Annotated in this window: 28 protein-coding genes and 1 riboswitch; of the genes, 10 read left to right on the top strand and 18 right to left on the bottom strand. The window is 44.1% G+C overall.

The genetic code is table 11. The annotated features are described in order from the left end of the window. Positions 1–183: 183 nt before the first annotated feature. The 3 genes from M1K58_RS04420 to M1K58_RS04410 all read right to left on the bottom strand — a co-directional run bounded on the left by M1K58_RS04420 (position 184) and on the right by M1K58_RS04410 (position 3,463). Positions 184–747, bottom strand: coding sequence for an outer spore coat protein CotE (locus tag M1K58_RS04420; protein WP_256757449.1), 564 nt, complete (start codon positions 745–747; stop codon positions 184–186). A 142-nt stretch (positions 748–889) separates the two neighbouring features. Continuing rightward, positions 890–1,861 carry an aromatic acid exporter family protein gene (locus M1K58_RS04415; protein ID WP_256757448.1) on the bottom strand — a complete coding sequence of 324 codons (972 nt, stop codon included), beginning with the start codon at positions 1,859–1,861 and terminating at the stop codon, positions 890–892. A 72-nt stretch (positions 1,862–1,933) separates the two neighbouring features. Next, positions 1,934–3,463 (bottom strand): carboxypeptidase M32, encoded by a 1,530-nt coding sequence (locus tag M1K58_RS04410; RefSeq protein ID WP_256757447.1) that lies wholly within the window; start codon positions 3,461–3,463, stop codon positions 1,934–1,936. Positions 3,464–3,590: 127 nt separating this feature from the next. Between M1K58_RS04410 and M1K58_RS04405 the strand changes: the two genes are divergently transcribed. Further along, complete coding sequence (locus tag M1K58_RS04405; protein ID WP_256757446.1) at positions 3,591–3,932, top strand: iron-sulfur cluster biosynthesis family protein; 342 nt, start codon at positions 3,591–3,593, stop codon at positions 3,930–3,932. A 20-nt stretch (positions 3,933–3,952) separates the two neighbouring features. Next, the gene (locus M1K58_RS04400) at positions 3,953–4,531 is read left to right on the top strand and encodes a beta-class carbonic anhydrase (protein WP_256757445.1); all 579 of its coding nucleotides are present in this window, start codon (positions 3,953–3,955) and stop codon (positions 4,529–4,531) included. On the opposite strand, the gene M1K58_RS04395 is transcribed toward M1K58_RS04400, so the two are convergent. After that, complete coding sequence (locus tag M1K58_RS04395) at positions 4,494–5,054, bottom strand: DUF309 domain-containing protein (RefSeq protein WP_256757444.1); 561 nt, start codon at positions 5,052–5,054, stop codon at positions 4,494–4,496. The genes M1K58_RS04400 and M1K58_RS04395 overlap by 38 nt on opposite strands. Positions 5,055–5,214: 160 nt before the next feature. Here M1K58_RS04395 and M1K58_RS04390 point away from each other — a divergent pair, with 160 nt between their 5' ends. Both M1K58_RS04390 and M1K58_RS04385 read left to right on the top strand, forming a co-directional pair. Next, a complete protein-coding gene (locus tag M1K58_RS04390) occupies positions 5,215–5,646 on the top strand; it encodes a hypothetical protein (RefSeq protein WP_256757443.1) in 432 nt (143 codons plus the stop codon). 18 nt (positions 5,647–5,664) lie between these two features. Beyond that, a complete protein-coding gene (locus M1K58_RS04385; protein WP_306220146.1) occupies positions 5,665–5,931 on the top strand; it encodes a DUF2653 family protein in 267 nt (88 codons plus the stop codon). A 414-nt stretch (positions 5,932–6,345) separates the two neighbouring features. On the opposite strand, the gene M1K58_RS04380 is transcribed toward M1K58_RS04385, so the two are convergent. From M1K58_RS04380 to M1K58_RS04350, 7 genes are all read right to left on the bottom strand, one after another. Beyond that, positions 6,346–7,383, bottom strand: a complete 1,038-nt coding sequence (locus tag M1K58_RS04380) for a linear amide C-N hydrolase (protein ID WP_256757442.1) — start codon at positions 7,381–7,383, stop codon at positions 6,346–6,348. Positions 7,384–7,498: 115 nt separating this feature from the next. Continuing rightward, positions 7,499–8,389, bottom strand: a complete 891-nt coding sequence (locus M1K58_RS04375; protein WP_256757441.1) for an AraC family transcriptional regulator — start codon at positions 8,387–8,389, stop codon at positions 7,499–7,501. Between the two features lie 252 nt (positions 8,390–8,641). Beyond that, positions 8,642–9,460, bottom strand: coding sequence for a methyl-accepting chemotaxis protein (locus tag M1K58_RS04370; protein WP_306220145.1), 819 nt, complete (start codon positions 9,458–9,460; stop codon positions 8,642–8,644). A gap of 193 nt (positions 9,461–9,653) precedes the next feature. Then, positions 9,654–10,331: a DUF2306 domain-containing protein gene (locus M1K58_RS04365; protein WP_256757440.1), complete on the bottom strand. Its 678-nt coding sequence runs from the start codon at positions 10,329–10,331 to the stop codon at positions 9,654–9,656. Then, on the bottom strand, positions 10,306–10,938 hold the full coding sequence (locus tag M1K58_RS04360; protein ID WP_256757439.1) for an NAD(P)-dependent oxidoreductase: 633 nt from the start codon (positions 10,936–10,938) through the stop codon (positions 10,306–10,308). Before M1K58_RS04360 ends, M1K58_RS04365 begins: the two co-directional genes overlap by 26 nt. After that, positions 10,935–11,786, bottom strand: a complete 852-nt coding sequence (locus M1K58_RS04355; RefSeq protein ID WP_256757438.1) for an SGNH/GDSL hydrolase family protein — start codon at positions 11,784–11,786, stop codon at positions 10,935–10,937. Before M1K58_RS04355 ends, M1K58_RS04360 begins: the two co-directional genes overlap by 4 nt. Beyond that, complete coding sequence (locus M1K58_RS04350) at positions 11,779–12,153, bottom strand: DUF6220 domain-containing protein (protein WP_256757437.1); 375 nt, start codon at positions 12,151–12,153, stop codon at positions 11,779–11,781. The genes M1K58_RS04355 and M1K58_RS04350 overlap by 8 nt, the downstream gene beginning before the upstream one ends. Positions 12,154–12,348: 195 nt before the next feature. On the opposite strand from M1K58_RS04350, the gene M1K58_RS04345 reads away from it, so the two are divergent. Together M1K58_RS04345 and M1K58_RS04340 are read left to right on the top strand one after the other, a co-directional pair. After that, positions 12,349–13,041, top strand: coding sequence for a response regulator transcription factor (locus M1K58_RS04345; protein WP_256757436.1), 693 nt, complete (start codon positions 12,349–12,351; stop codon positions 13,039–13,041). Continuing rightward, positions 13,038–14,357, top strand: coding sequence for a sensor histidine kinase (locus M1K58_RS04340; protein WP_256757435.1), 1,320 nt, complete (start codon positions 13,038–13,040; stop codon positions 14,355–14,357). The genes M1K58_RS04345 and M1K58_RS04340 overlap by 4 nt, the downstream gene beginning before the upstream one ends. Positions 14,358–14,522: 165 nt before the next feature. On the opposite strand, the gene M1K58_RS04335 is transcribed toward M1K58_RS04340, so the two are convergent. The 5 genes from M1K58_RS04335 to M1K58_RS04315 all read right to left on the bottom strand — a co-directional run bounded on the left by M1K58_RS04335 (position 14,523) and on the right by M1K58_RS04315 (position 20,392). Then, positions 14,523–16,418, bottom strand: a complete 1,896-nt coding sequence (locus tag M1K58_RS04335; protein ID WP_256757434.1) for a helix-turn-helix domain-containing protein — start codon at positions 16,416–16,418, stop codon at positions 14,523–14,525. Between the two features lie 160 nt (positions 16,419–16,578). Further along, positions 16,579–16,716 carry a hypothetical protein gene (locus M1K58_RS04330; protein WP_256757433.1) on the bottom strand — a complete coding sequence of 46 codons (138 nt, stop codon included), beginning with the start codon at positions 16,714–16,716 and terminating at the stop codon, positions 16,579–16,581. A gap of 76 nt (positions 16,717–16,792) precedes the next feature. Further along, positions 16,793–18,481, bottom strand: coding sequence for a methyl-accepting chemotaxis protein (locus tag M1K58_RS04325; RefSeq protein WP_256757432.1), 1,689 nt, complete (start codon positions 18,479–18,481; stop codon positions 16,793–16,795). A 242-nt stretch (positions 18,482–18,723) separates the two neighbouring features. Next, positions 18,724–19,953: an MFS transporter gene (locus M1K58_RS04320; protein WP_256757431.1), complete on the bottom strand. Its 1,230-nt coding sequence runs from the start codon at positions 19,951–19,953 to the stop codon at positions 18,724–18,726. Continuing rightward, positions 19,934–20,392: a TetR/AcrR family transcriptional regulator gene (locus M1K58_RS04315; RefSeq protein WP_256758237.1), complete on the bottom strand. Its 459-nt coding sequence runs from the start codon at positions 20,390–20,392 to the stop codon at positions 19,934–19,936. The genes M1K58_RS04320 and M1K58_RS04315 overlap by 20 nt, the downstream gene beginning before the upstream one ends. 355 nt (positions 20,393–20,747) lie before the next feature. After that, positions 20,748–20,894: riboswitch (FMN riboswitch) on the top strand. 121 nt (positions 20,895–21,015) lie between these two features. Here M1K58_RS04315 and M1K58_RS04310 point away from each other — a divergent pair. The 3 genes from M1K58_RS04310 to M1K58_RS04300 all read left to right on the top strand — a co-directional run bounded on the left by M1K58_RS04310 (position 21,016) and on the right by M1K58_RS04300 (position 22,882). Beyond that, entirely contained in the window at positions 21,016–21,978 is a 963-nt protein-coding gene (locus M1K58_RS04310) for a DMT family transporter (RefSeq protein ID WP_256757430.1), read from the top strand. 163 nt (positions 21,979–22,141) lie between these two features. Beyond that, entirely contained in the window at positions 22,142–22,516 is a 375-nt protein-coding gene (locus M1K58_RS04305) for a DUF3992 domain-containing protein (protein WP_256757429.1), read from the top strand. Between the two features lie 27 nt (positions 22,517–22,543). Then, entirely contained in the window at positions 22,544–22,882 is a 339-nt protein-coding gene (locus M1K58_RS04300; RefSeq protein WP_256757427.1) for a DUF3992 domain-containing protein, read from the top strand. Positions 22,883–22,899: 17 nt separating this feature from the next. Here M1K58_RS04300 and M1K58_RS04295 read toward each other — a convergent pair whose 3' ends face one another. Together M1K58_RS04295 and M1K58_RS29410 are read right to left on the bottom strand one after the other, a co-directional pair. After that, positions 22,900–23,307, bottom strand: coding sequence for an S-Ena type endospore appendage (locus M1K58_RS04295; RefSeq protein WP_256758287.1), 408 nt, complete (start codon positions 23,305–23,307; stop codon positions 22,900–22,902). 403 nt (positions 23,308–23,710) lie between these two features. Further along, positions 23,711–25,378 carry a hypothetical protein gene (locus M1K58_RS29410; RefSeq protein ID WP_306220144.1) on the bottom strand — a complete coding sequence of 556 codons (1,668 nt, stop codon included), beginning with the start codon at positions 25,376–25,378 and terminating at the stop codon, positions 23,711–23,713. Positions 25,379–25,539: 161 nt separating this feature from the next. Here M1K58_RS29410 and M1K58_RS04285 point away from each other — a divergent pair, with 161 nt between their 5' ends. Continuing rightward, complete coding sequence (locus tag M1K58_RS04285) at positions 25,540–25,860, top strand: hypothetical protein (protein ID WP_256757426.1); 321 nt, start codon at positions 25,540–25,542, stop codon at positions 25,858–25,860. Positions 25,861–26,032 lie beyond the last annotated feature (172 nt).

The raw sequence follows: 26,032 nt of genomic DNA, 5'->3' as shown, positions 1-26,032 counted from the left end.
TCCCCCTACGAAACACGGGAAGGGCCTTCCCGCAGGCGGCGTGTAAGCGCCGAAGCCGAATGACCCTTCCCTATGTTTACCTTTGCTACAATCAGGCTTATCCCGATGCTCCGACAGGGCATTCGCCCTCGACTAATGTACCGTCTCTGCATAGACTTAAGTACCGGCCGATGACCGAACCGATTACAAATCGTCTTCCAGTAAATCGGAATCGAGATCCTCGAAATCTCCATCATCACCCAGACCGAAGTCAACTTCTTTCCCATCGTCGTCGCATCCGTTAGGATCCACTACGACACACACCTTCGTTTCCGCTACCATCTCCACGGCGAATTCCCGTTCGACGCGGATGAGCACTGAAGAACCATTAGAACTGATCGTCGCTTCCACACAGTTAGGTTCCTGCGTTGCATCCGCAGATACCTCTTCTGTAGAGGAGCGATGTTTCGGGTCTACATACGAGAGAGGAACGAGATCCACATACGAGATCGTCTCTTTCGCAACATCGGTTTGCGAATTCTTGTTGTAGGAATACCAGATGTTAATATCATAAGACCCGATTACTTCGATTCCGTCTCCTGATTTCACCGCTTCATATTGATGATTGATGATCCACGCCCCCAGAATGCTGGTCGGGTGGTGCGGCGGCGTTACGGTGTGGGTAATCGTTGAGAACTTACGGCCTTTGCCGCAAACTGCTTTCGTGATGATTTCCCTGCGTTGCAGCCGTTTATCCGCAATAGCCATTACAGATGACCTCCTCCATACGATCAAGTCACTTAAAGTCTATGCAGGACATTCGTCTAGAGTGACAAAAATGTATTGTTGCAGCCTGCAACCGTTACCCACTTCATTAGTTGCAGTCGGTTGGCGGAATAGACTTTACCTTTCATTGTATGATCGCTTGGGCAGAAGTTGACTTTTGTTTTTTTTCACGGCTTGCAATACTTAAATAACGCCTCAATTCACGCGAAAGATGGAAGAGTGCAGAGCGGGTTTCGAATTCGTCTCTTGAAGCTGGCAATGGCATTTCCTCGAAGCTTTTCTCCAACGCATCCAGCATCCGCTCCGTTTCTCCCTCATAGAATTCCGACTTCACATCTTCTATAAGACGGTCGAACAGAACCGCAATCAATTCAGCCTGTGGGACTTTACTGGATACGAAAGCAACAGACTCCATCATCAATTCAATAGATTCCAGTTGCTGACGTCGCATTTGAAAGTAATGCTGCCACGGCTCGTCCTGTGGAATTAGCCGATTTTCACGCGCACGCCTGGCTACCTCAATCCCTTCCTCAATAGCGGATTCCGTTTTCAAAACTTCCTCCCCACCCCACACGAAGCCGGGATTACGCAAGTGGACAGCTAAGTGAAAGAAAATACTAGAGAAGCCTTCCTCCGTCTTCTTGCGCAAAGCCGCTAGCGTCTTGTTTTCTTTAGGCATGTAGATAAGATTAAACACCGTTGCCCATCCAAGACCAATGACAAGAAGCTCTAATTCAGTTAGTAATGCATGAAGGGTAACTTCACCACGGGCGAACAAATGAAATACGATAACGGAACCCGTTATTATTCCATCCTTAAAGCCTACCCGCGATAGCAGGGGATAGGCGAGAAGGATATAGATAGCTAACACCCAAATATGAAATCCAATGAAATCAAATAAGATCGAAGCTAGCGCCAATCCCAATATGGAAGCCATGAACCGAGCAAATACAGATTTGATACCCCGCCAGCGTGTTGTCTCCACGCCTAAGATGGCCAGCAAGCCTGCAGATAACGGGTTATCTACGCCTAAGAGATAGGCGGTATAAATTGCGGTGAGTGTGGCTACCGCAGTTTTGATGACGCGAAAACCCATCTGATATCCTCCCGGCATGATCCAAGTAAAAAGAGGCGTAAGAGAGTTGTCTTCTCTCCGCCCCCACACCTATTATTCCAAACGATAAATTTCTCGATATTTATTTTCTAAGTAATCGCACAGATAAGAAGATTGCAACGGTTCACCGCTTATCCGTTCAATGATCTCTGACGGGTTAAGTAGCTTTCCGTGTTGATAAACCAGATCCGTTAACCATTCCTTAAGCGGAAGCAATTGTCCTGAAGCGACTTGCTGTTCTAGATCAGGAAGCTTCTGACGAGCAATGTTCATCATCTGGGCACCATACATATTGCCTAACGAGTAAGAAGGGAAATAGCCAAATGCTCCGCCTGACCAGTGAACATCCTGCAATACACCTTGTGCATCATTTGGAGGTGTAACCCCCAACGCTTCCGTATATTTCTTGTTCCATACTTCCGGTAAATCGCGTGGGTCCAAATCTTCGTTAAATAGCATTTTCTCAATTTCATAGCGGATCATGATATGCAGATTATAGGTCAGTTCATCCGCTTCAATCCGAATGAGTGATGGCTGTACGACATTAATTCCCTTATAGAACTGTTCTGCCGTGACTCCATCCAATTGTCCTGGAAAATGAGCCTTGAGGTCTGGTAAATAGCGTTCCCAGAAGCTTAAACTGCGTCCGACCATATTTTCCCACAGTCGCGATTGCGATTCATGAATTCCCATCGAAGTTCCTGTGCATAAAGAAGTTCCAATAAGCTCGGGTTTAATATTTTGTTCATAAAGAGCATGTCCACCTTCATGAAGCGTACCGAATAACGCACTCATAATGTCATCAGTTAAGTATCTCGTCGTAATTCGCACATCACCTGGGCTTAATCCTGTCGCGAAAGGATGTACACTCTCATCCAGTCTTCCTGCGTCGAAATCGTAACCCATTTCATTCAAAATAAACAAACTAAACTTCTTCTGCTTTTCTATGTCAAAGGTTCCTTCTAAGAACGATGTATCTGGCTTATGTTTGGAGTTCGCTATTTTCTCAGCAAGAGGCACGAGTCGTGCTCTGAGTTCACCGAACAAGCGATCCAATTCAACAGTTGTAAGTCCCTGTTCATGCATATCTAACAGCGTATCGTAAGGAGTATCCTTTACTCCCCATATTTCAATAAATTTGCGGTTGAATGCAATAATCTTCTCTAAGTATGGGACAAAGCCTGGAAAATCGTTCTTATCCTTAGCAATCTCCCAAGCGGATTCCGCCTGTGAGGTTAAGACAACATATTCACGATACATTTCAGGAGGAATTTTCCGATTGCGTTCATATTCCTTCGTCGTTTCCTCGACTAATCTGCGATTGATTTCATTAAGCTGGTTTTGTTCTTCCGACTCATTCAGCTTAGCTAGCAACTCTCCCATCTCACTAGATGTTGCTAATCTGAACGACTCTGAAGACAGAGCACCGACGGCCTCGGAACGTTGCTCTAGCCCTTTGCGCGGCGCACCTGTCCTCATGTCCCAGTAAACGACTCCCAATATTTCTTCGTATTGCTTAATTTGATTTGTCAATTCCCGAAATCGCTTCAAAGAAGGAGAAAAAGCTTGATCTACGGTACTCATAAGGGCACGACCTTTCCAGAGTAGATATTGTCTTCTTGATCATACTCTCCGTAAAATTTATAATCAACTTACTTGAAACATAATCAGGTAAGATTGGATGAAGTTTTTGGAGAGGAGAACATTGCCTATGAACATACAATGGAGCGAACAAGCGATCCAAGAAGTTCAAGCAAAATTCGGTGAAGATACAAAGGATTTGAAGCTCGTATTCGATTCAGAGGGATGCGGCTGCTCGGTGGATGGTGTTGCCACGATATGGGCGATCAGTGCGCCTCTGAGCGACGATCTACATGCCGAGAGTAATCACTTCGAGATCTGGTATGAAAAACGTCATGAGGTGTTCTTCGACGATCATATGCGCATTACTTATCAACCCGAGCATCGCGCCTTCAAATTAGCTAGCGATGGCCAAATCTATAGTAATCGATTCAAGATTGTAGACAAACGTACGAACATACAAGCGCTATAAATTGATAGGAGGAATAAGCAGTGCGTAAAATGGATGAAATCTTAAGTTATAATAAGCAATTCGTGCAAGATAAAGGATTTGAACAATATTTAACTAACAAACATAACGAGAAACGTGTCGTTATCGTCTCCTGCATGGATGCTCGCCTCACTGAGCTGCTTCCTAAAGCAATGAACCTCCGCAATGGAGATGCCAAGCTCATCAAGAATGCAGGTGGTATTGTAACCTTGCCATTCGGTAATATTATGCGGAGTATATTAGTTGCATTGTACGAGCTAAACGCAAATGAAGTATTTATAATCGGTCATCATAATTGCGGAATGACAGGGATCAATCCGGACAATGTTGTGGCACATATGAAAGAACGTGGTATTGAAGAGCATGTCATTCATACTTTGCGACACTCAGGAATCAATCTAAACCGTTGGTTGACTGGCTTCGATAACGTAAGAGAAAGCGTAGAGAACAGCGTTGAGATTGTTAGAAACCACCCTTTGCTTCCTCCTAACACTCCAGTACACGGACTAATTATTCATCCCGATACTGGTGCATTAGAAGTTGTTACAGACGGTTATCTTCATTCGGAACCTGCCGACTAAACGCTTTGCGCTTGGCTGATTCAGCTCTTTCAAGTACAACATCGCTCCTATCCCGCGTAAGATGACGATGAATGATCGGGTCCCCTGCCTCCTGTCCATGAATTCCCCATATATAACCAAGCTCATTACAACGTTGCCGAGCAGCGTCCTGCAGCTTGTGATCTATAATTGGTAATTGGAGATCTACATAGGTTCGGTTAGGTTGCGTCCAATCAAGAGCCGCTTGCCTCATCAATTCAACAAGCTTCGTTCCATCTAGACCAAGCTTGTCGAATTGATGAGCTTCTGCTTCTTCAGCAGCTTTGCCCATGAGCTTAATAGCCCCCGCCCAATTTCCTCTCCTCGAATGATACATACATACTGAAATCCGAATTAGGACTAACCAGCATGTCTTATATTCTGAATCCGGATGTTCCTTCCAATACTCTTCCATAATTTCATGACATTCGAAATAATCGCGAGAACCGTTATATTCTACTAAATATTGAATGTACTCATCGGGATAATCTATCGTTTTTTGCATCTTCACTATGCCCCTTTCCTTAATCAACAAACCCGTTAGTGGTAGCATACCTCAAAAATGATTTATGAGCATCACCACTTTAAGTGAAACCTGCGAAGTCTACGCACGTATAACATACTCGTAAGACAATTACGACAAATGCAGGAGGGTAATTAACATCATGTGGAAAAAAACATTATTAGTACTCAGCTTATTCGCTTTCACTATTGCCGTAACTATACCGGTCGATAGTGCAGATGCAAGACCACGCTCGTTCAGTTCAGGTAAGAAGTCCTTCAACAAAACACCAGCACAATCCCAAGACGGAGTTAGCAAAAGCTCCACTACAAATAAATCTTCGGCTACATCTGGAACCGGCACTTCTACGAAACGAGGACTGTTTAGTGGCGGTAGCTTTATGAAGGGCATGATGATTGGTGGGTTAGCCGGTTTAATGTTCGGCGGCATGTTCGGCTCTGGATTTTTCGGAAACATGATGGGCTTACTCGTTAACGTTCTCGCCTTGTTCGTCTTGTTCATGATTTTCAGAGGAATATACGATGCGATAAAACGCCGCAGGCAAAACCAAAATCCGAACAATCGTCGCTGGTAATCGATGATGCGCCTAACTATGGATCAGATCGTCAACGCCGTCTGCTTAAACATGGCAGAGCGTCATGAGGTTCCGATTACTTCGGTTGAAGTTGAGCTCTTCTATGAGGAAGATCAAGGCTTTAGCGCAGAAGTGTGGATTCAAGGTCGCAGCCGTTATCTCATTGAAGCCAATATTAAAGAAGCGATTATGCGCTACGTATTGAACGAATACCAACTTCGTGTCTACCCTTCACAAATTCAATTAGACGTTGAAGATGAAGTATGGGCGGATATCGCTACGTAATACACTGTTAAATCGGGTAGGAGGCTACCCATTAGTTGAGTAGCCGACCTCACCCGCATCATCTACATAGGTATGTCCGTGTAGTTAATTGGACTTCGTTTTGTATGGCAAACTCGTCCCATATCCTATATCTTATGATGTTCGTGTTCCTCGGGTCGGAATTTTGCCTCCAGCTTCCTTCAGATTCCACCTCGCGATGGACACCCTTGCTCTTGGCTAGTGGTTGGCAACTACAAGCCCCCACAGTGGACTTTCACCACCTAGTTAATCGCCATGCGTGGCGCACCACAAAAAAGCCAGCCTCTTGCGGCTGGTTTTGATGATGATGGAGGTGAACCATGGATTAGTAAATCCACATTTCTTCTCTCTCTACTCTATTCCCTTTAATACTACCATTCTTAAATTAATAAGCCCTTACTTGAATGTATCGGGATATTTCGCTAGCTCTAACTGATCTTCTATCGAAAAAATATCCGTAATCGGTTTATAGCTTAATCGGATAATTCGTTCATTATCTTGGACGGTGTAGGGTTTGAAATCAGACTCTATTCCACCCCTTAATTGATTATCCAGTTGCAAGGATACTACGGGCTCAACTTTAGAAAAGTTAAAGTTCTGCAGTTCAATTGATCGTATGGCCTTATTGCGATAATCTCGATAATGAATCGTTAAGTTCTTCATATCGAATACGATACTCCAATACGTAAAGGTAGGCGGAATCTTGTTCCCAACCCATCTCCAGATGCTTCCGAGAGAGGGCTTTACTGACACTTCTTCTAGTACGGCAAATGCCTCCTTGATCGGAATTTGCGAAGATGCATACCTTAGACTCTTATTCTCCACTATGCGATAAGCAAGTGTGAACCGGTCCAGAGAATTCACTCGCTTCGACAGCTTCGATATAGAGGTTTCTTTGAATTGATTCGCATGTTGTAGTGACTTATCGAAGCTGGTATTCGTTACCACAAAGTACTGTGCATCCTTGATCACCTGCGGCTTTCCAGCAACAAATTCAATGATGACGGTATGGCCTGAGGCATCTGAAACCGTATAGTGCAGCTCATACATTGATTTTTCTAATCGTATGTTATCTAGATGATTGACCACTTCTTCTACCGAAGCATACTGGTCTAATTGATATTGAATCCATTGCAGCTCATTTAGAGCAGGTCTGTTGTCTTCTTCCGGATATTGCCCATCTTCATGATACATCATAGCAATAGCCAAGCCTTTTTCGTTCATTCCACTCATCGGTAACTCACGTCCAAACTGCGTGAAGGTAACACTTCCGTATTTAGATGTCCATGTTACTCCTTTTTTGCCTTCTTCCTTAAGAGATTCCTTCAGCAGGTCTCTCTTACTGACTACAATTAAGCCATGCCCATAATAAAAATCATAGTTTTGTCCCAGTAAAATGGATACCTTATTTTGAAGCGTAAATGTAGTACACATAAGAAATCCCTCCAATAAAATAAGCTCTCTAGATTTCCAAGCCAACTTCTCGTTAACTTAAAAATACCAGAACGCTCATCTTATTTTTTGATTCTTATTGCTACTTTTATTGTTATTATCGAATTGAAAATGAGATCTCCATTTTTGAGTCTTCTTGATACGGCCCCTTAAAATCCGCGCCATACTTTTCAAGCAACAACTCATTGGTTAGTTCGTACGCTAAATAAGGGATACGATAACTATATAGGAACTGATAGGTATTAATAATTTTCTCTTCTTCACCTGCAAATAGCCTACCTTCATGGGTATAGGTAACCACTTTCGCGTATTCTATACGCTTCGCTGTCATTCCTAACGGCAAGTCAGAGTGATCCGTAACCTCCACAGCAATTAACTCTTTATATTGAGCAATCTCTTCTGACTGATCAATATCATAACAAACACGATAAATGGTTTCATTCACGATATTTGGTATTCGCTCAGCCTCTTGTATAAAATGCTCCATGGCTTCAATCACTGTGAAGCTGTTATTATCGTTGGTTACTCTTTCAATGCCCACCAGCCGTAAATCTTTTATGATCTCAACCTTCTCATGAACTATAATTTTTCCGCTAAAGTTTTTTATTTTCAGCTTAAGAGCATCTACATTAATTTTATTTGTCCTGCGTGAACGCCAGTTATACTCATTCATGCTTCGGAACTTAGCAGGGGGATAGTGAAATAGCTTCTTGAAATTACGTGTAAATACTTCTTGTGAATTAAAACCATACTTTACAGCCGTCATTAAGATGTCATCATTTGTGTTGCGAAGATGCTCCGCTGCCTTACTAAGTTTTCTTCTTTTTATATATTCGTGAACGCTTATACCAACAATAGCTTTAAATAATCGGTAAAAGTGAAACTTGGAAATATAGGATTTACTCACAGCTTCATCAATATCGATTTCCTCATCAAGATGATCTTCAATATAATCAATAAATCTCTGAGTCCGTTGAAAGTAATCCAACTATAATCCCCCTTCCCAATGTTATTCACAGTAATTATATTGGATAATGCTGTTCATGTAACTACTCCGTGCATCGAAAAACACACACTAAAGAGTCGAGGAAATAGCGCAAATCCACAACCTCGTGCAGTTGTGGATTTGCATGGTGGACCGAGGGGATTTGGCCCCCTGTCCGAAGATCACACCGCATGTGCTTCTACCGGTGTAGGCACAGTTTTGATGTCATCCGAGGATCGCCCCCGTAGAGTTGAGTTATAATCTCTTTGCGAATGTATTCAACTGCTCCGACATCCGATGAACCTCTTCAATAAAGTCCGAAACCTGCCGAGACGACGTCGCCTGCTGTTCAACGATTGCCGTCATACGTTCAATGGATACACGCATTTCTCCTATGTCCTTTTCGAATGTTTTCAATGTATGCTGAATCGCGTTCGTTGAAGTAACCGTTTCATTGGATAGTTTCCGTATCTCGTTGGCTACAATACCGAATCCTCTTCCTCGATCCCCTGCATGAGCCGCTTCAATTGCCGCATTAATACCTAATAAATTCGTTTGGTCCGCTACTCTTCTAACCATCGATACAACTTTATCCGTTTCATTTACCTGTTCTACCGTCTGTTGGGCCAGTGCAAGAAGCTGCTGGGCAGAATCCGCCAGTACATCCGAACCCTCCGCGACTTGCGAGAGCTGATTGTTGGCTTGGGTTAGTGAAAGCGAAATTTGATCGGCAATAGCTATTAATTCACTTTGTTTACGAAGCTGAATGGCTATGCCACCGATTACATTTCCTTTGGAGTCGTGGAGCGGTGTAGCCGTTCCTGTAAATTCAAAACCATAAAATGTGGCTGGCACCTCTGACTTTAGCGCTACATTGTTCCGAATCGCCTGCGTTAACGGTTCCTCGTGATGCAAGAGTTGACCGACTCGTATTTGTAAATCAATATTTTCTCCAGGCCAATATGCAATAAATTTCTCAGTATCACAAATAGCAATCGATAATTCAGCAGGAACTGCCGTCTTTAAGATTGGAATCATTGCAACCACAGTTTCTATAGATTCAATGCTGTTCATCGTGGATTCTCCTCAATACGTTAACTAGGTAATCGAAACTTCAATTATAACTTCTCTATCAAGCATTTCATTTTACCAGCCTTGATGAATGTTGTGAATATGTGTAGGAATACAAGATCATTAAAGCAAAAAGAGCACCCGATAAGGCGCTCTATCTCTTGGTATAGGTTGGGGTGAGGGCAGTATCCAATTGTTAAGTACCTTTTTTGAACCGTTTCACGATGATCCATTCCGAAATCACCACATTCAACACAGTACCCAACCAAATGTTGACCTCAAGCACCTGCCTCAATACTGCTTCAACGCTCCCATCCATCTGTCCTCTGTGCCCCGCTAAGTAAATCAATATACAAATGGGAGTGACAATACGCGCAGATGCCGCAACTAACGTGAATGCATAATTGCGAATCATCCATAGCCTATGTGCCTCAAACTGTTTTTCCCTTGCCGACTTGTATCCCTTCCACCCCGTATACAACCACAAGATAGCCAATGTCAGGAACGCCACTTGTCGAATATAGCTTTCCGTATACCCACCTACGATTAGTCCCGTTACTCCGCCTATAGCGACACAACTCAAATATATCCTTCCAACTAAACGATGAATGTGCGAATGTGTGCTCCTTAATCCAGGTAGAAATTGCAACCAACCCACGAGGAGAGCAAGGAATGACGAGAAAATATGAACTAGAAGTAATGGAAAATGTAGTTTAAACGAAGAGTCGAGCTGCACCCGGCTGTACGCCGGATCGATTAAAACATAAGGAGCCACGGCAAACCCGGCAGCACCTAGGGTAAGCACAACAATGAAACGCCATCCGATACGATTTCTTCGCGTTCCCATATTAATTAGAAATTTCGACAACGGCATGATAGGAGGATTGATCCGTAAGAGATCTAACCATATAGTCAGCCAGGTCGGCACGTGATATTCCTTGCGCATGCGGTAAAGACTCGTTGATTGCTGTTCGGTATGTTCCCGTTTTCGCACCGTTCGTCAGGCGCGGAGGACGAATAATCGTCCAATCAAACTTGGAAATCTGTACTTTAGCCTCCATACGCTCCATATCTTCGTAGGCGTTTTTATACATCTTCTGAATGATATGCTTTATTACGAGACGCTGAAGCATGGGGGTATCTGTCGGTATTTCCAAACCTGCCGAAGATAAACAAATCAAGCGCCGCACCCCCGTTGCATGCATGGCTTTCATTACATAATTCGTTCCGTCCGAGTAAACCGACGTCGGCTTGCGGTGCGATACGCCAAGTGCGGAAATGATCGCATCTTTGCCGACGATCGTTTGAGCGATCGAGGAAGGTTCCAAGACATCCCCTTTGATCACTTCGAGGCGTTTATGTCGAATATCTACCTTTTCCGGGCTTCTTACGATGGCTGTAACCTCATGTCCAATCTCAAGTGCCTGCATAACGACTTGACGACCTGTACCGCCCGTAGCTCCAATGACGACGATCTTCATAACTTTTTATCTTTCGCTAGTTCTTCAACAAGCCATGTTACGATCGCTTGATGTCCGGCAAGGATAGGATGAAGTCCGTCCGGACCTACCCATAAGGATGACGCGGGTGCTCCAAACCTCTCTTGTGTATCAACAACCCGATCAGGCAAGCTGCGGATGATGTCACCGATCAAGAGGATGTCAGAATTTCTCCAACTTAAATAGGCTTGCTGAAAATAGGAGAAAGCGGCAACTCGCTCTTCCACGAAGGTTGGCGGTGTTATCCACACCCACTCTGCCTTGGACCGTGCTGCAGCAATCTGCCGGATGGCAGCCAAATTCTGAGCGGTCTCATCCGCGGTGACTAACGTCTTCGTCGGTTCTGGCCCTACGCGTAATACATCGTTGCCCCCTAGCATGCACATAATCCAATCCGGCTCTTTGGCAATAATTCCGCTGAAGCGACCGAGGACTTGAGAGGATGTGTTACCGGATATCCCTTCGTTGATGAAACGAATACCGTCCTGAGGTCTCCGGATGTCAATTAATTGACGTAAAATCTCGAACCAGGAAAGAAGGTCGTCCGTGGTGCTTTCCCCGACTCCGATTACGGTTTCCCTCGGTTTGAAGGGCAAGTGATCGACCTTGTCGGCGAACGCCTGATCTTCTAGTAATTGCTTTGCCGCACCTCTCGCAAGCAAGACGAATTGATCCTTGATGGCCCGATACGTAATCGAATCCATTCCATATATAGCCGCTATCGCATTGTCATCGAGATTCCGAGCGAAGCTTAATAGCTTCTCGGGATGCTGCGTCTGAACAAGCTTCACCAAGTGCGGGTTCTGAGTTGGTTCTAATTGTTCATTCATTGGTTGTTCCCCCGTTATTTGATTTTTTCACAGTCGTTACCGCTCCCCAGAACAGCAGCATGGCGATCACCGGGTGAAGCGCAGCGATCGCGCCTATCGAAGAGAATAGCTGAACGGTTTGAAACTGCAGCACAATTAACAAGAATAAACCAAGACTAATCCAACGTCCCCGTCCCTTGATCCCTCCGACAAAGGTAAGCAGGAACATGATTAGAGGAGTTAAGGCAAAAAACTTCACGAATGTCCGATGTGCCTCCCAATTCGTTGAATCAGAGAAAGTCGCCAACCCCGCAATAAAGATTTGAATCACAATACAAACCAAGAACACCCACGCAATAATTGTATAAATGCGCCTCGCAACTCTCATGTTTAATCTCCTTCCCTAGAAATTCAGGTTCATCCCCTTTCTTACAATAACCCCTGAATCTCACGAAGCACTGCGTTAAAAAGTCACAAAACAATCAACAAAAGGTTTCATTTTGATCATTCCGACCGTATACTCCAGTTCGTATGCTACAATATTTTCAAAATCGCTTTCACTATGTTGTTGGAGGAGAATTCCATGAATAATAATCGCACGGTTTTGCTCGTGGATGATGATAAAGAAATCGTGGAATTGATGAGGGATTACCTGGAGGATGAGCAGTTCGAAGTGTTGGAAGCCTATAACGCCGTTCAAGCTTTAGAGGTGTTGGAGCGTAATAGAATCGACTGTATGTTACTAGACGTCATGATGCCTGGACAGAGCGGTTTAGAACTGTGCCGTCATATTCGAAGAACGCAGGATACGCCTATTCTGTTCCTTAGTGCACGAGATGAGGATATGGACAAAATAAGAGGGTTGAGTCTAGGGGGCGACGATTATATTGTCAAAACCGCGACTCCCGAAGAAGTTGTTGCCCGTATCAAAGCCGTACTCCGTCGTTACGGAAAGAGCGATACGGAACTCAAGCTTGAGTTAGATTTCGGTAGGCTCGTATTGGATGTTAAGGCACATGAAGCAAGAATCGATGGGAGTCCGGTCGCTTTTTCTCCTAAAGAATTCGAATTACTTAGCTTGTTCGCGGAATATCCACGTCAAGTATTCACTTATGATCAACTCCTTCAGCGTTTCTGGGAGGGGATCGGCGACAAACATTCCGTCACTGTCCAGATTGGAAGGATCCGCGAGAAGATAGAGGTAGATCATAGAAAACCCACACTTATAACCAATGTATGGGGAGTCGGTTATCGATTTGAAGGAGTCCGCAGATGAGATCATTAAGGATTCGTCAATGGATGTTTATCGGCATGTTAATGGTCCTCGTCATCCCTAGATTGTTCTATGAGATCCCGGGTCTGCTCGATCACTATCTATTCGAGCGGGCGCTCCATTCCCAGCAACAAGCCGACTTGAATGAGGCTATTAAAGAGGTTAGCAAAGTAGATGTATCTCATTGGCGTGAGACAAATTGGCAGAACTCCCTCGGAAAAGTTGCCTCATCCTCGCATGTCGGTATTATTTTGCTCGATGCTTCCAATCAAGAAGTGTTTCATTCCGTTCCATCCGGCTCCGAGAAAATGGCCTTCCGACAGATGGACTTCATAGAGCAAGGTCAATTACAAGGCAGCGCCCTCTTCTTTGCCCCAAAACCAAACAGCACGCTTGCGAATTTGTTTGCCATATTCGCCACGGCGTGCGCTATTCTTTTTATCGGTTGGCAGATTGGACGCGTTGTGGTTAAGCCTCTTGAAGCCATGAGCGCTGCAGCCAGACGAATCGCCAGTGGGGAACTTGATTTTCACCTGCCCGATACTACCGTCCGGGAGGTCGCGGACGTTCGATCCGCCTTCCAAGCCATGGGAAGCGGACTACGTGAATCTATAACCAGACAATCCGAGCTAGAAGAGGCGCGACGTTTTTTTATTAGTGCGATTGCTCATGACTTTAGAACGCCATTATTTACTTTAAGGGGGTTTTTGTCGCGGCTGGAACGGGGAATGACAAGCAATCCGGAGAAAGCCTCAAGATATATTGCGATATGTAGTAAGAAGACGGAACAGATCGATCGACTTGTGTCCGACCTATTCGCTTACGCTAAGTTGGAATCATTAGAGCAAGCCATGCGTTCTGAGATTGTAGAGTTCGACGTTCTTCTCGCGGAAATCATTGAGGATTACCGTCCTACTAGTAAAGAAAAGGGGATAGAATTAGAATTTGATCGTCCAAGAGAGAGTTCTATAATCCTAGGAGATCCTCATTTACTGAGGCGCGCATTAGGTAATCTAATAGACAATGCTCTTCGACATACCCCACGATCAGGTAAAATCTCAATACATTGGCGTCTAGAGAAGACGAGAATGTTCTTCTCCATCGAAGATACCGGTCTTGGCATCTCGGAGCAGGCTCTGCCTCACATTTTCGAGGCTTTTTACCGATCTGATGATTCCAGGAACCCAGAAAGCGGAGGAACAGGGCTGGGACTTACTATAGCAAGGCGAATCATTCGAGCTCACAATGGTGATCTCACCGCCGATAATCGTTCACCGTTAAGTGGGGCGATTTTTACTGGCTGGATTGCCCTCGAATGAAGTAACAACAAGAGAAATGCTGAATCCTCAGCTTTTCAATTTAGGCTATTAATAGAGAAAATCCACAACCTCATTTGGTTGTGAATTTTCATGGTTGAGGTGAACCGTAGCTTACCAAAACTACAATTCGCCTCCATACACTATTGCGAGATGCCATTTATTTTTTTATTTGTTGCTTTCAACCAGCAAATTAACGATGATATCCAACTGTTGTTCTACAGAAATCGGATCACTGGGAAGAAATTTATCGAAATCGATTTTGTAGATCCATCCCGCTTTCCCTGCTGGAGAATTTTGAATAAGCTTCTCCACTTCCTTCATTTCTTTCTCTGCCCCTTCATTCACAGCCAGAAATAACCGATCGCCTATGAAATCGGGGATTACCTCAGCAGATATTTCCCATGTTTCTCCTTTGATGACGTCAGTCTCTACTTTTTCCGTTGGCTTCAAGCCTAGATATTTGTAGATAATGTTGCCTCCCATATTGGTATCACCGTAAATATAAAGCGCACCGGAACGCACATTCAAAATCGAGAAGGTTTCATCAGCCCCAATGAATGGGTTAATTTTCTCCCTGTATTCGGCAATTTTTGTCGCAAATGTCTCATTCCATTGCTGCGCTTCCTCCTGCTTGCCAAGAATATCGCCAAACATTTCGACATCCTTGACTGGATCGTTGTACTGCTCCACAACAATCGTTGGTGCGATTTTGCTCAGAGCTTCGTATCCGCCCTCAAACGCCTCCGCAAATGGTGCCGTAGTAACAATCAGATCAGGCTCCAGCGTCAGAATCTTCTCCGCATTAGGTGGGACTCCAACATCTGCAATATCGGAAGTATCGCTTAAGAGCGGATTCTTCAGAATGAAGGTAGTTGAGCCTACCGGCTTCACCCCAAGCGCCATCAGTTCGCCCAGGTGGAAGAGGCTGACCACACGCTGAGGCTTCACAGGAATTTCTGTTTGACCTTTCAAATGCTCGTAAATACGCGTTTCCACAGCTGTGCTATCCGTAGCGGTATCTGTTGAAGCAGGCAAGGAGGTCGGCGTCCCTGTATTGTTCCCTGCCTGACATGCACTCAGAATCAAGGATGTGCATAATAGCATCATGGCTCCGAACGCTGGTCTTGAAAATCTGAACATGGATGTGTCCCCTTCTCTAATGTAATGATAATAATTCTCATTCTCATTATGGGGAACAGTCTTTTGCGATACAATAGACGATTTTAACAGATGTAATGGATTATACTGAACAGTCTGCCGATTGTCCTCCCGAAACTGAAGCGGAGAGCAACCGGTATGCTTCTTGAACAAGCGACTGAAATAATAGACATCCGCATAGCCAACGTTGCTCGCTATTTCCTGGACACGAGCCTCCGATCTCAGCAGGAACTGCTTCGATTTATGAATACGTACATGAATCAGGTATTCAATCGGACCTACTCCTATTTGGCTTTTGAACAAGCGAGACAAGGAGCTCGCGCTGCAACTATAAATCCCGGCCAATTCCTCGGCTGTAATCGACTTCTTGTAATGCTCATGAATATAGTGAATCGCTTCGGTTACCAAATTCAGTTTGCTGCTTTCCGTTGCTGACGTGCGGATTTGTCGCATGACCTCATACACAAACGGTAGAAAGGCAGACTGCGCCTGCAGCTTGTCCATTGGGGTGGATTGCTGCCACAGGCGATCCATCGCTTGACACTTTTCCTGCAGAGGCAGCAACGTATAAGGAGTGAATGCATACGACATATGGAAGCTCTCCCGGTCCTCCGGCGAGGCGCAGTCGGCATTATATAGAATCAAATAGCAGGCAAAGTCGTTTCCCAGCGGCATAAAGCCTAGCTCCGATCCCTTTCCTCCGTGCAGAATGTGAAGTGCACGGGTCCGGTAGACCGTTCCCGATAGATTCACTCTCGCCTCTCCATGGGTAGTAACTACGAAAAAGCCGGTATGCGCCACATAGCGATCAGGTACAGTTCCATTTTCCACACGATACTGTCGAATATCTAGCAATCTAACGGCAGTTCGGCTCCACCGTTCGATATGGACTTCCCAATCCATACTTTCTCCCCCTCTCACTCGATCCCCTCTTTAATCGTATAATAGCAAAAATCAACATCAGATTGAGGATAAACGTGGATTTACATGGTGGAGGCGAGGGGGAGTCGAACTCCTGTCCGAAGACAACGCCACATATGCTGGGCTTCACCGTGCACTCCAACTAGGCATGGAACATCCTTGCTACCGCTTCAGAAGCTAGCGACTCTCTGACTCCACTAGCTACTGCTTCTTTGACATACTCGGCGTACCCATGCAAAAGCTGCATACAGTCCGTTCTGTATGCAGCCTTTTGCTTCACTAGCTATTCTTTTCGATGATCGATGTCTTTTTGACATCTGCCGGGCTCTTAACTTTTATTAACGATTAAGAGAATTCTACAAAGTAAATTTCCTGACGATGGTTTGCAAATCCTTGGCTATCCCCGACAAAGTCTGAGAAGATTTCGTCATTTCTTCACTTGAAGCCAATTGCTCCTCTGTCGATGCTGCGACCTGCTGAGTCATTCCCGCTGTTTGCCTAGCGATATGTCCCATATTCGCAATGGATGCTGCCACTTCCTCTGAGCTAGCAGCAAGCTGTTCCGCTGCTGCTGCCGCTTCTTGTACCCGGCTAGAAACTTCGCCTGTGGAGCTAACAATTTCCTTGAAAGCAATTTCCGCTTGTTCAACAGCTCTAACGCCTTCTTGTACGTCAGCAAGGCTTTTCTTCATCGTATCTGCAGCGTATAAGGTGTCCTTCTGAATGGATGCAATCAATTCAATAATACCCTGTGAGGACACATCGCTTTGGGATGCTAATTTCCGAACTTCCCCAGCCACAACTGCAAATCCTTTACCATGCTCTCCAGCACGAGCTGCTTCGATGGCCGCATTTAGTGCCAGCAAATTTGTTTGCGCTGCAATATCGCTAATTAGAGCAGAGATTTCACTAATTTGCTCTGATTGATTTTCAAGCTTCTGAATCGTTTGGCTGGATCGTTCTACGGATTTATACACTCTATGCATTCTATCCGTAACGTCTTCAACCTTCTCCAACCCACTGTTTGCATTTACGGTTGCTTGTTGAGACAATTCTGAAACTTCACCTGTCGTTTCGGCAATTCGCTGAACACCTTCCGCCATCTCGTCAATGACACGCCCAACCTCGGAAGCAGAGTTGGCTTGTTCCTCTGAACCAGTAGCCACAAGTTCAATTGATTCTGTTACATGTCTTGCAGCCCCTGAATTTTGTTCGGAGCTTGCATACAATTGAACGGAAGCCGTAGCCACGGATGTTGAGGCTTCTTGCATTTGTTTGACAGACAGCTGTAAGCTAATCAATGTTTTATTCACAGACTCCATCATAACTCCGAATTCGTCTTTACGGTTAATAACCATTGGTTCTATCTTAAGATCACCGACAGCAATTCGATTCATAATAGCAGTAGTCGCTTTCAGTGGTCTAGTCAGATTAACGATGAGAGCCCACGCAAGGATCACAACAATAATTAATATTGCGATTCCTAAAAAGAAGATTATCGATGAAGTGGTCTCGTACAGATCATCGCTTTCCTTCTGACTATTCACAGCGCCTTCATGATTAAACGCAATTAATGCATCTACTGACATCCGTACGTCGGTGAAAGCTTTACCTACATCAATTGTAGCCTGAGCTTTTTGTTCTGCACTTATTGTGGTCGATGAAGAATCAGCAAGACTAGTCTGGAACCTTCCCCATGCTTCCTGAAGAGCTTCAAAGTCTTTTTCGTCCCCATTACCAACCGTTAAAGAGTAATTATTAATACCATTATCAATCGAAGCGACTAAAGATAGGCTTACCACATTTAACTTCTTCAATAGCTCCTGATCCTTGGTGTTTAAGGTTTGATAATAATTACCAAGAAATTGCTCGATATTCAGATTAACCTCACTAACGGCTTCAATTCCGAACATCCAATTGGTTGTAACTTCATTAGTGAAGTCACTCATTTTCTTGACTTGCGATAATCCGTTATAGCCCAGCACAACAACAAACACTAAAACAATCAAAAATGAACCGAGAAGCTTTGTTCTTACGGACCTCATGTTCTTCCTCCTGTTGTGTGAGACAAAGTATGCTCTCCCCTAAAATGCATAACTCATAATAAAAATGAAAAATCATCCAATTTATATTGTACAAAAAAAACTCCGGTCCTTATATGGACCGGAAGTCTCATAAAATATTTTAGAATAGAGACAAAAATAGAAGCGATACCCATCTTTGGGATGAATATGAATAGGATCTATCGGTGCTTGTTTCAATCCAAAAAAATCATATTATTAACGGTTTAATCAATGGATAATGTTGACTTTTGTTGCTTTGCTTTTTTATTAGATTGAACCAATATGCTGATTGTAAATAGGAGGGTTAGAACAATTGTGAAACCATACATTTCTGTATAACTGGTTAAGCCTGCTATAACACTAAGCGCTAAACTACCGAATCCAAGTCCGATATCGAAAGCATTGAAGTAAGCCATATTGGCCATCCCACCTCTATTCGGACCCGCTATACTATTGACCCATGATTGTATGGTTGGGAAAACCGAGCCAATTCCAAGTCCAAAGAATACACCTGCAAGCCAAACAAAATGAATAGAATGAGCAATCCATAAGAGAATTAACGCTATCGTCAACGAAAGCCCTGCTGGAACTAAAATCCAAGCGGGTCCCTTTGCGTCAAAAATTCGTCCTGCAAACAGCTGCGCGACAAATGCGCTTAATGCATTAATAACAAAAAATAGGCTAACCCCTAAAAACCCCTTCTCTCCTTCATACAACGAGATAAAGCTTAATATACCAGAGTATGAAATCGTTACAAGTAGCAGTAAAAAGCAAGGGAAAAGCAATGCCTTATCGAGATAGGGTCTAGCACCTTTAGTCTGCTCCCCATATACTCTCTTACCATTAGGTCTATCTACAAAATATGAAAGACTAACAGAAATGAGGGTTGTTACAAAAGCTAAACCAAATACCATTTTATAATTATTGGTTTGGGCTAATTCCAAAGCTAGAAAAGGGCCTACTGCTATAGCCAAGGTTGTACTCAATCCATAATAACCAAAACCCTCGCCACGACGAGATGCTGGTAAAAAGCTCCCCACACTAGCACCATTTACAGTTGTCGCAATTCCCCACCCAATACCGTGCAAAAAACGAATAAGGGCCACAACAATAACCGTGCCGGCAAAATAGTAGGCTCCGAATACGATTAGTAATATCACTTGGCTAAATATAAATAAAGTTTTTCGTTTCGTTGTGTCCATCAAACTACCAGTACCAAAACGAGTTAGAATACCACTAATACTTATTATAGAAGCAACGATACCCACTGTACCGTCCAGTGCCCCCAAACTTTTTACGTAGATCGGAATGGTCGGTAATAACATTTGGAACCCTAAAAATAAAAAGAAATTGGATAACGAGATCATGATAAAATTTTTGGTCCACAACTTTTCCTTATTTATGATGCAAAATTCCTCCAGATGATATAGATAATCAAAGTTGAAATAGCCCACGGGATACGATTTCCCATGACTTGCTGAATTTATCGTTAATATTCTCATCTCTCCACTGATCAGAAAAGGCTGGATGATAAAAAGCTGACATCAGTCCAAAAAGAGTACGCGCTAATAAGAAGCTATCCTGCTCCCTGATCGTTTTGTTCAATATTTCGCGTTTGATTATCGTTTCTAGCTGATTGATCAACCTATCTTCATGCTTCTGAGTCACTCGCGTATTTTGTTGAATCAATGAAGTGTTTAGAGTAAACATTTCCTCTTTCTCAAAAAGCTCATTTTTTTTGAGATTAAATAATAGGAAGAACCAGTCGTACAAAATATCCTTTGCACTGCCGTCTTTCTTGGTAATGGAATCTAATGCATTCGAATATTTGAGCAACCATCTTTCTAGTATGGCATCTCTCAATTCTACCTTGCTGCGAAAATAGGAATACAATGCAGCATGGCTCACATCGAGAGATTTGGCAATGCTAACAAGGGTTGTCCTATTCCAACTGTATTTTATAGTTCTTTTTCCGCTGAATCCAAAATAACTCCCACGTTTAAAGCTTTTTCAACCATGTCTCTCACCTTCCATGGGAACGAGTTCCTCCCAGCACTGATCACAGGTTCACAGCTTACCACTCACACTTACAACTTACAAATATAATAATTTGTAAGTTCAGCTCATGAAATTACCTATAGTTTAAGCAATTTTCTACTTGCAATTATTATTGCTCCGTTCAACCCACCCTCGGTAAACAGTTGCCAGTCCATCAGTACCGTGCTAATATTAGTCAATCTAACAGAATATGAACCTTCGGGGCAGGGTGAAATTCCCTACCGGCGGTGAGGATACTATCGCGTATCTAAGCCCGCGACTCCCGGCCTTAATTGGTTGGGACTGACTTGGTGTAATTCCAAGGCCGACGGTATAGTCCGGATGAGAGAAGGTGAAGGACAACTTGGTAAAAATTGAATTTTTACAGGTCTGTTTGTCGATGCCCCCGTTGATTTTTCACGGGGGCATCGTCTCTTTCAGAGGGTTCAATTCATAACATTCCTCAGGAGGTTTTTGAATTGGCAAATGCATTAAAGCTAGATAGTAAGCGACAGAATTGGGATTCATCACGCACCAGTGGCATCAGCGGGATTTGGTATGTCGCACTAGGAGCTACACTTTGGGGGCTGGACCCTCTCTTTCGAATCCTATTGTTGAAGGATTTTACCTCTGCACAAATCGTGTTTATAGAGCATCTCTTATTGGCTTGTTATGCAATACCCGTGTTGATTAAGTATCGAAGGACACTTGCAGGCAAGTTAACGCTAGCAGTCATTGGCGCACTCCTATTCATATCGTGGGGTGGGTCGGCAATAGCTACCATACTGTTCACTTCAGCTTTTGCTCACGGTAGTGCAAACGCAGTCCTTCTTCTACAGAAATTGCAGCCCTTGTTCGCCATCATACTGGCTCGTGTGCTGCTCAAAGAAACTTTGCCTTCTAAATTTCCTGCATACATTTTGATTGCACTTCTAGGTACTTATTTATTAACTTTTGGATTTAATTCTCCCGAGATGGGCTTGAAGGATTTAGGAACAATAAGCTGCTTATTTTCAATTCTGGCGGCAGTCTTATGGGGTGGCTCGACAGTCATGGGCAAGTTCCTCCTCCAAAAGAAATTAGATACCTCTGTCGTCACTTCACTCCGGTTTTTATTGGCTATTCCGTTGTTATCAATTGTATTGCTAATGAGTGGTGATGTCTGGAAAGTTAGTGGATCTAGTGGCGAACTTACGCTTATTGCAGTAAATCTTCTGTTCCAGGCCTTCATCCCAGGAGTGGTCAGCATGCTTCTCTATTACAAAGGTTTGTCTTCGACAAAAGCGTTCTTTGCAACACTAGCTGAGCTTGCTTTCCCTGCAGTTGGTGTATTCATGAACTGGATCGTATTTGGTCAGAAGCTGACCATTGGACAGCTCATCGGCTTTATCCTTATTTGGTCCATCCTATGGTTAATGAGTCGGAATAAGGGGAATTCCTGAGAAAGATTAGCTATTGATTAAATATACGAAATGGGTGGCACAGGAATATCCCCTGTCCCACCCATTTTCAAATTTTAAAACTGAAACATCAGGCGGATGTCCAAGCGAGTAGGTAGTTGTATGCATTAATTAGTTTAGAATTTATATTAGGAGGTATGCAACCTTGGCATGCAATTCGACTGGCACTGCGCTAACTTGTTGTACAGACAAAACTTTTGTGCAAGATAAAGTATGCACACCATGGAGTGGCACAGTTGTTGCTACTGAAGTTCTAGTTATCAATTTTACAAATAACATCAATCAGAACATTGTAGGTACAGGGTATTTGCAGTTTGACATCGGACCAGCGGATATCACTTTAGAATTTCTTGACAGCACAGGAGCTTCGATTACCGCAGCTCCAATTACAATTACCCCAGGAACAAGTTTGGCTTTTACTTATCGACGCTTCAGTGTTATACAGGTAAAGCTTCCAGCAGCAACAGCAGGTACTTATCAAGGCGAGTTCTGTATAACTACACGTTATCCTGTCCAATAAAAAATACCGAAGGAGGGATACTTCTTTATGTGTGATACCGCACTTAGTTGTTGCTCAGATAAGAACATTATGCAAGATAAAGTTTGCACCAATTGGCTAATTGCTACTATTGGAACGCAAACCATTTTTAGTGACAACATAGCCCAAACCATAAATGCTACTGGATATGTAAAGTTTGAAACAGGTACTGGAACTGTGACGGTAAACTTCTTCAAGACGGGAATCGTTGCTGCAATTAAAACCATAGTGATTCCTGCTGGAGGTAGCTCATCGTTTACTGTGTCACGATTTAATACCATTTCATTAACCTCTACAGCAGCAGCTGCACAAGGTGAATTTTGTATCACAGTTCGATATAGCATCTAAAAATAATGGTGGTTCGTTCATTCTAATGAAGAACCACCATTTTTATTTTCATTTCCTAAATGGTTATTTTCTTTTAGTTGAAGAGTTGTAGTAATGACATATTTTCCTTCCACAAGGGACATTGTTGTATTCCCTTTAGAGGATATACTGATGGTATGGACGCCTTGACCTATGAAATTGGCTGTATTGCCCACCGGTACATACATATTCCTCTTTTCTTCACCATCAATTTCCAGCTGCAGAGAATCTGTGCTCGATGAATCACAATATACGCTAATCTGAGTTACTGTCACATTAGATTGAACATCGGATTCCCAAATTAAGAATCCGGGTTGGTTTCCTTCTAATAATATATTTCCGCAACATTCCCTTTCTACGACTAATTTTTGTGGCTGTAGCACTGGGGTGACTGGATCGACTGGCACAACCGGATCGACTGGATCGACTGGATTTAGGGGAGGTATAGGTAGAATTGGGCATACGCAGTGAACTGGTCTTGGCTTTCGTTTGTGTCTACAACAACGTTTGGGGGGAGTGGGAAATATAGGGAAGCACCTTTTCTTTCTCCCACTTGGTCTACAACGTCTTTTCTTTATTAGACATTTTGATTTTGGTTTATTCTTATGAATACTAGAGGATTCCACCTTGATATTGACCATCAATGTTATTAAGGCCGCTCTCTTTGAACACCTTCTCCTCTTCCGCATTCTCAACCTCTTTAGAAAATCGTTTATGTTGTATTTACTTATATTAAATGATTATTTATGGCATATGGTTATTCGATATCAGCATTTATTTCAAATTAAAACATATTGTCATTCATAAATTTTAAGTGATTTCATGTACAGACCAAACTACGCCGTTTGAGGAACTACTACCTACATTAATGGAGATTGTAAGACCGTTCGCATTATAATAAAGACCAATAACATCCCCCGCTGTAAGTGTAACCTCGCCAGCCAAAGTGACTACTCCATTACCGAGAACAGCTCTTACTGTTAAAAGTAGTGCAATGTTTACATTTAAAATAGGTAGAAGTCCATTGACCAAACTCGTGACTGTAGGTGATGTTCTTTGGACCACAAAAAAGGGATTGACTCCAGCACCGAGACTTGCAGCAAGAGCTGTCGTAGTGACATAATTTATTGTCGCAAAAATAGAGTACCTTCCCGTAGCAGGGATTGTGAAATTACCTGTCGTTTGATTAAAATTTGCATGGCCATAATAAGGATTGGCTATGGACCAGTTGGTAATCTGCGTACTAGCTGAAATCGTCAGTGTAGATAAAAACGCGGAAAATCCTTCAGTAGCAAAATTGGGACCCGTAACTCCTGTTGGTCCTGTTGGTCCTGTGGCTCCTGTTGCACCCGTGACTCCCGTTGGTCCTGTTATTCCAGTTACTCCGGTTGGCCCCGTTGGGCCTATTACTCCCGTGGCTCCTGTACCTCCAGTTGCCCCTGTGACTCCTGTTACTCCGGTTGGCCCCGTTGGGCCTGTTTGACCAGTTGCCCCTGTTGGTCCTGTTGCCCCAGTTATTCCAGTTACTCCGGTTTGTCCCGTTGGGCTAGTTACTCCCGTGGCTCCTGTACCTCCAGTTGCCCCCGTGGCTCCTGTTACACCGGTTGCCCCTGTTACCCCTGTTACCCCTGTTACCCCTGTACCTCCTGTTACTCCTGTTACTCCTGTTACTCCTGTTACTCCTGTTTCTCCCGTTACTCCTGTTGGTCCCGTGGCTCCTGTACCTCCAGTTGCCCCCGTGACTCCTATTACTCCCGTTGGTCCTGTGACTCCAGTTACTCCGGTTTGCCCCGTTGGTCCTGTGACTCCAGTTACTCCGGTTGGCCCTGTTGCGCCTGTTGCTCCCGTTGCTCCTGTTACTCCTGTTACTCCTGTTGCTCCTGTTGGTCCTGTTGGGCCTGTTACTCCCGTGGCTCCTGTACCTCCAGTTGCCCCCGTGACTCCTGTTGCTCCGGTTGCCCCTGTTACTCCTGTTACTCCGGTTGGCCCTGTTGCGCCTGTTGCTCCCGTTGCTCCTGTTACTCCTGTTAATCCTGTACCTCCAGTTGCCCCCGTTGGCCCCGTGAATCCCGTTACTCCTGTACCTCCAGTTGCCCCTGTTACTCCCGTGACTCCTGTTACTCCAGTTACTCCCGTGACTCCTGTTACTCCGGTTGCACCTGTTGCTCCTGTTTCCCCAGTTGGACCTGTTGGACCAGTTGCCCCTGTTGCTCCTGTTTCCCCAGTTGGACCTGTTGGACCAGTTGCCCCTGTTGCTCCCGTTGGCCCTGTTGCTCCAGTTTCTCCGGTTGACCCAGTTGGTCCCGTTGGGCCAGTAGGGCCAGTGGGGCCAGTGGGGCCAGTAGGGCCAGTGGGGCCAGTGGGGCCAGTGATACCTTTCTTAGGAGAGATTCCATCACAACTTACAGAGCTAGAACATGAACAACCGCTTCGAGTGCATGCTGAGAGTGCTTTGTTCATTTTGGAGTGATTATACATTCGAATAGCCCCTCTATGCTCTAATGATTACTAGTACATGAATCGTGCGTTGCTATCGCTTGTACTCAAGCCTTTTTTCATTGAATAATGTGTAAGCCCATAAAAAAAACCACCTTCACTCTCGAGGAGGTTTTGAGCTCATCATTAGAACTTTGTCGTTCATGTCGACCGGAAATACGCTTGGTCTTTCCGGTAACGGGATCATTACTGGAGTCCCAGGAGCGGTTGGAAGGATCGGGACGTTCAAAACACTTAATCCAGCGTTCGAATTCGGCTCAATTTCAGCTGGAACGACAAACCAGATTCGATTGAACACCTCATGCGTGATCCTTCGACTGCCGCCCGGTTCATCTGTCCTTTATGCGGAGCTCATAAGGAGCGGTTACTCCAAGGATGGCTATCAAGATGTTAGGAATGTTATTAATAAACCTATCACCTTTTCGCTACCAGTGTTGATGATATTACTGTTGGTGCATCAATAGGTTATATACACTCTGCAAATGTAACAGAACACGTATGAGCCGCAGCGGAGGGTACGTATATAGCTGGCCAAATCCCTTCCACTCTTTTTCCAGTCGGATGGATACTTGCAGTTGTGTATCACAACGATATTTTACCCTTACGAAATTTGCTAGCCCCTAAGCTCGAATAAAT

The organism is Cohnella sp. WQ 127256, assembly GCF_024519285.1.
Taxonomy (GTDB): domain Bacteria; phylum Bacillota; class Bacilli; order Paenibacillales; family Paenibacillaceae; genus Cohnella.
This window is presented reverse-complemented; position numbering and strand designations above follow the sequence as displayed.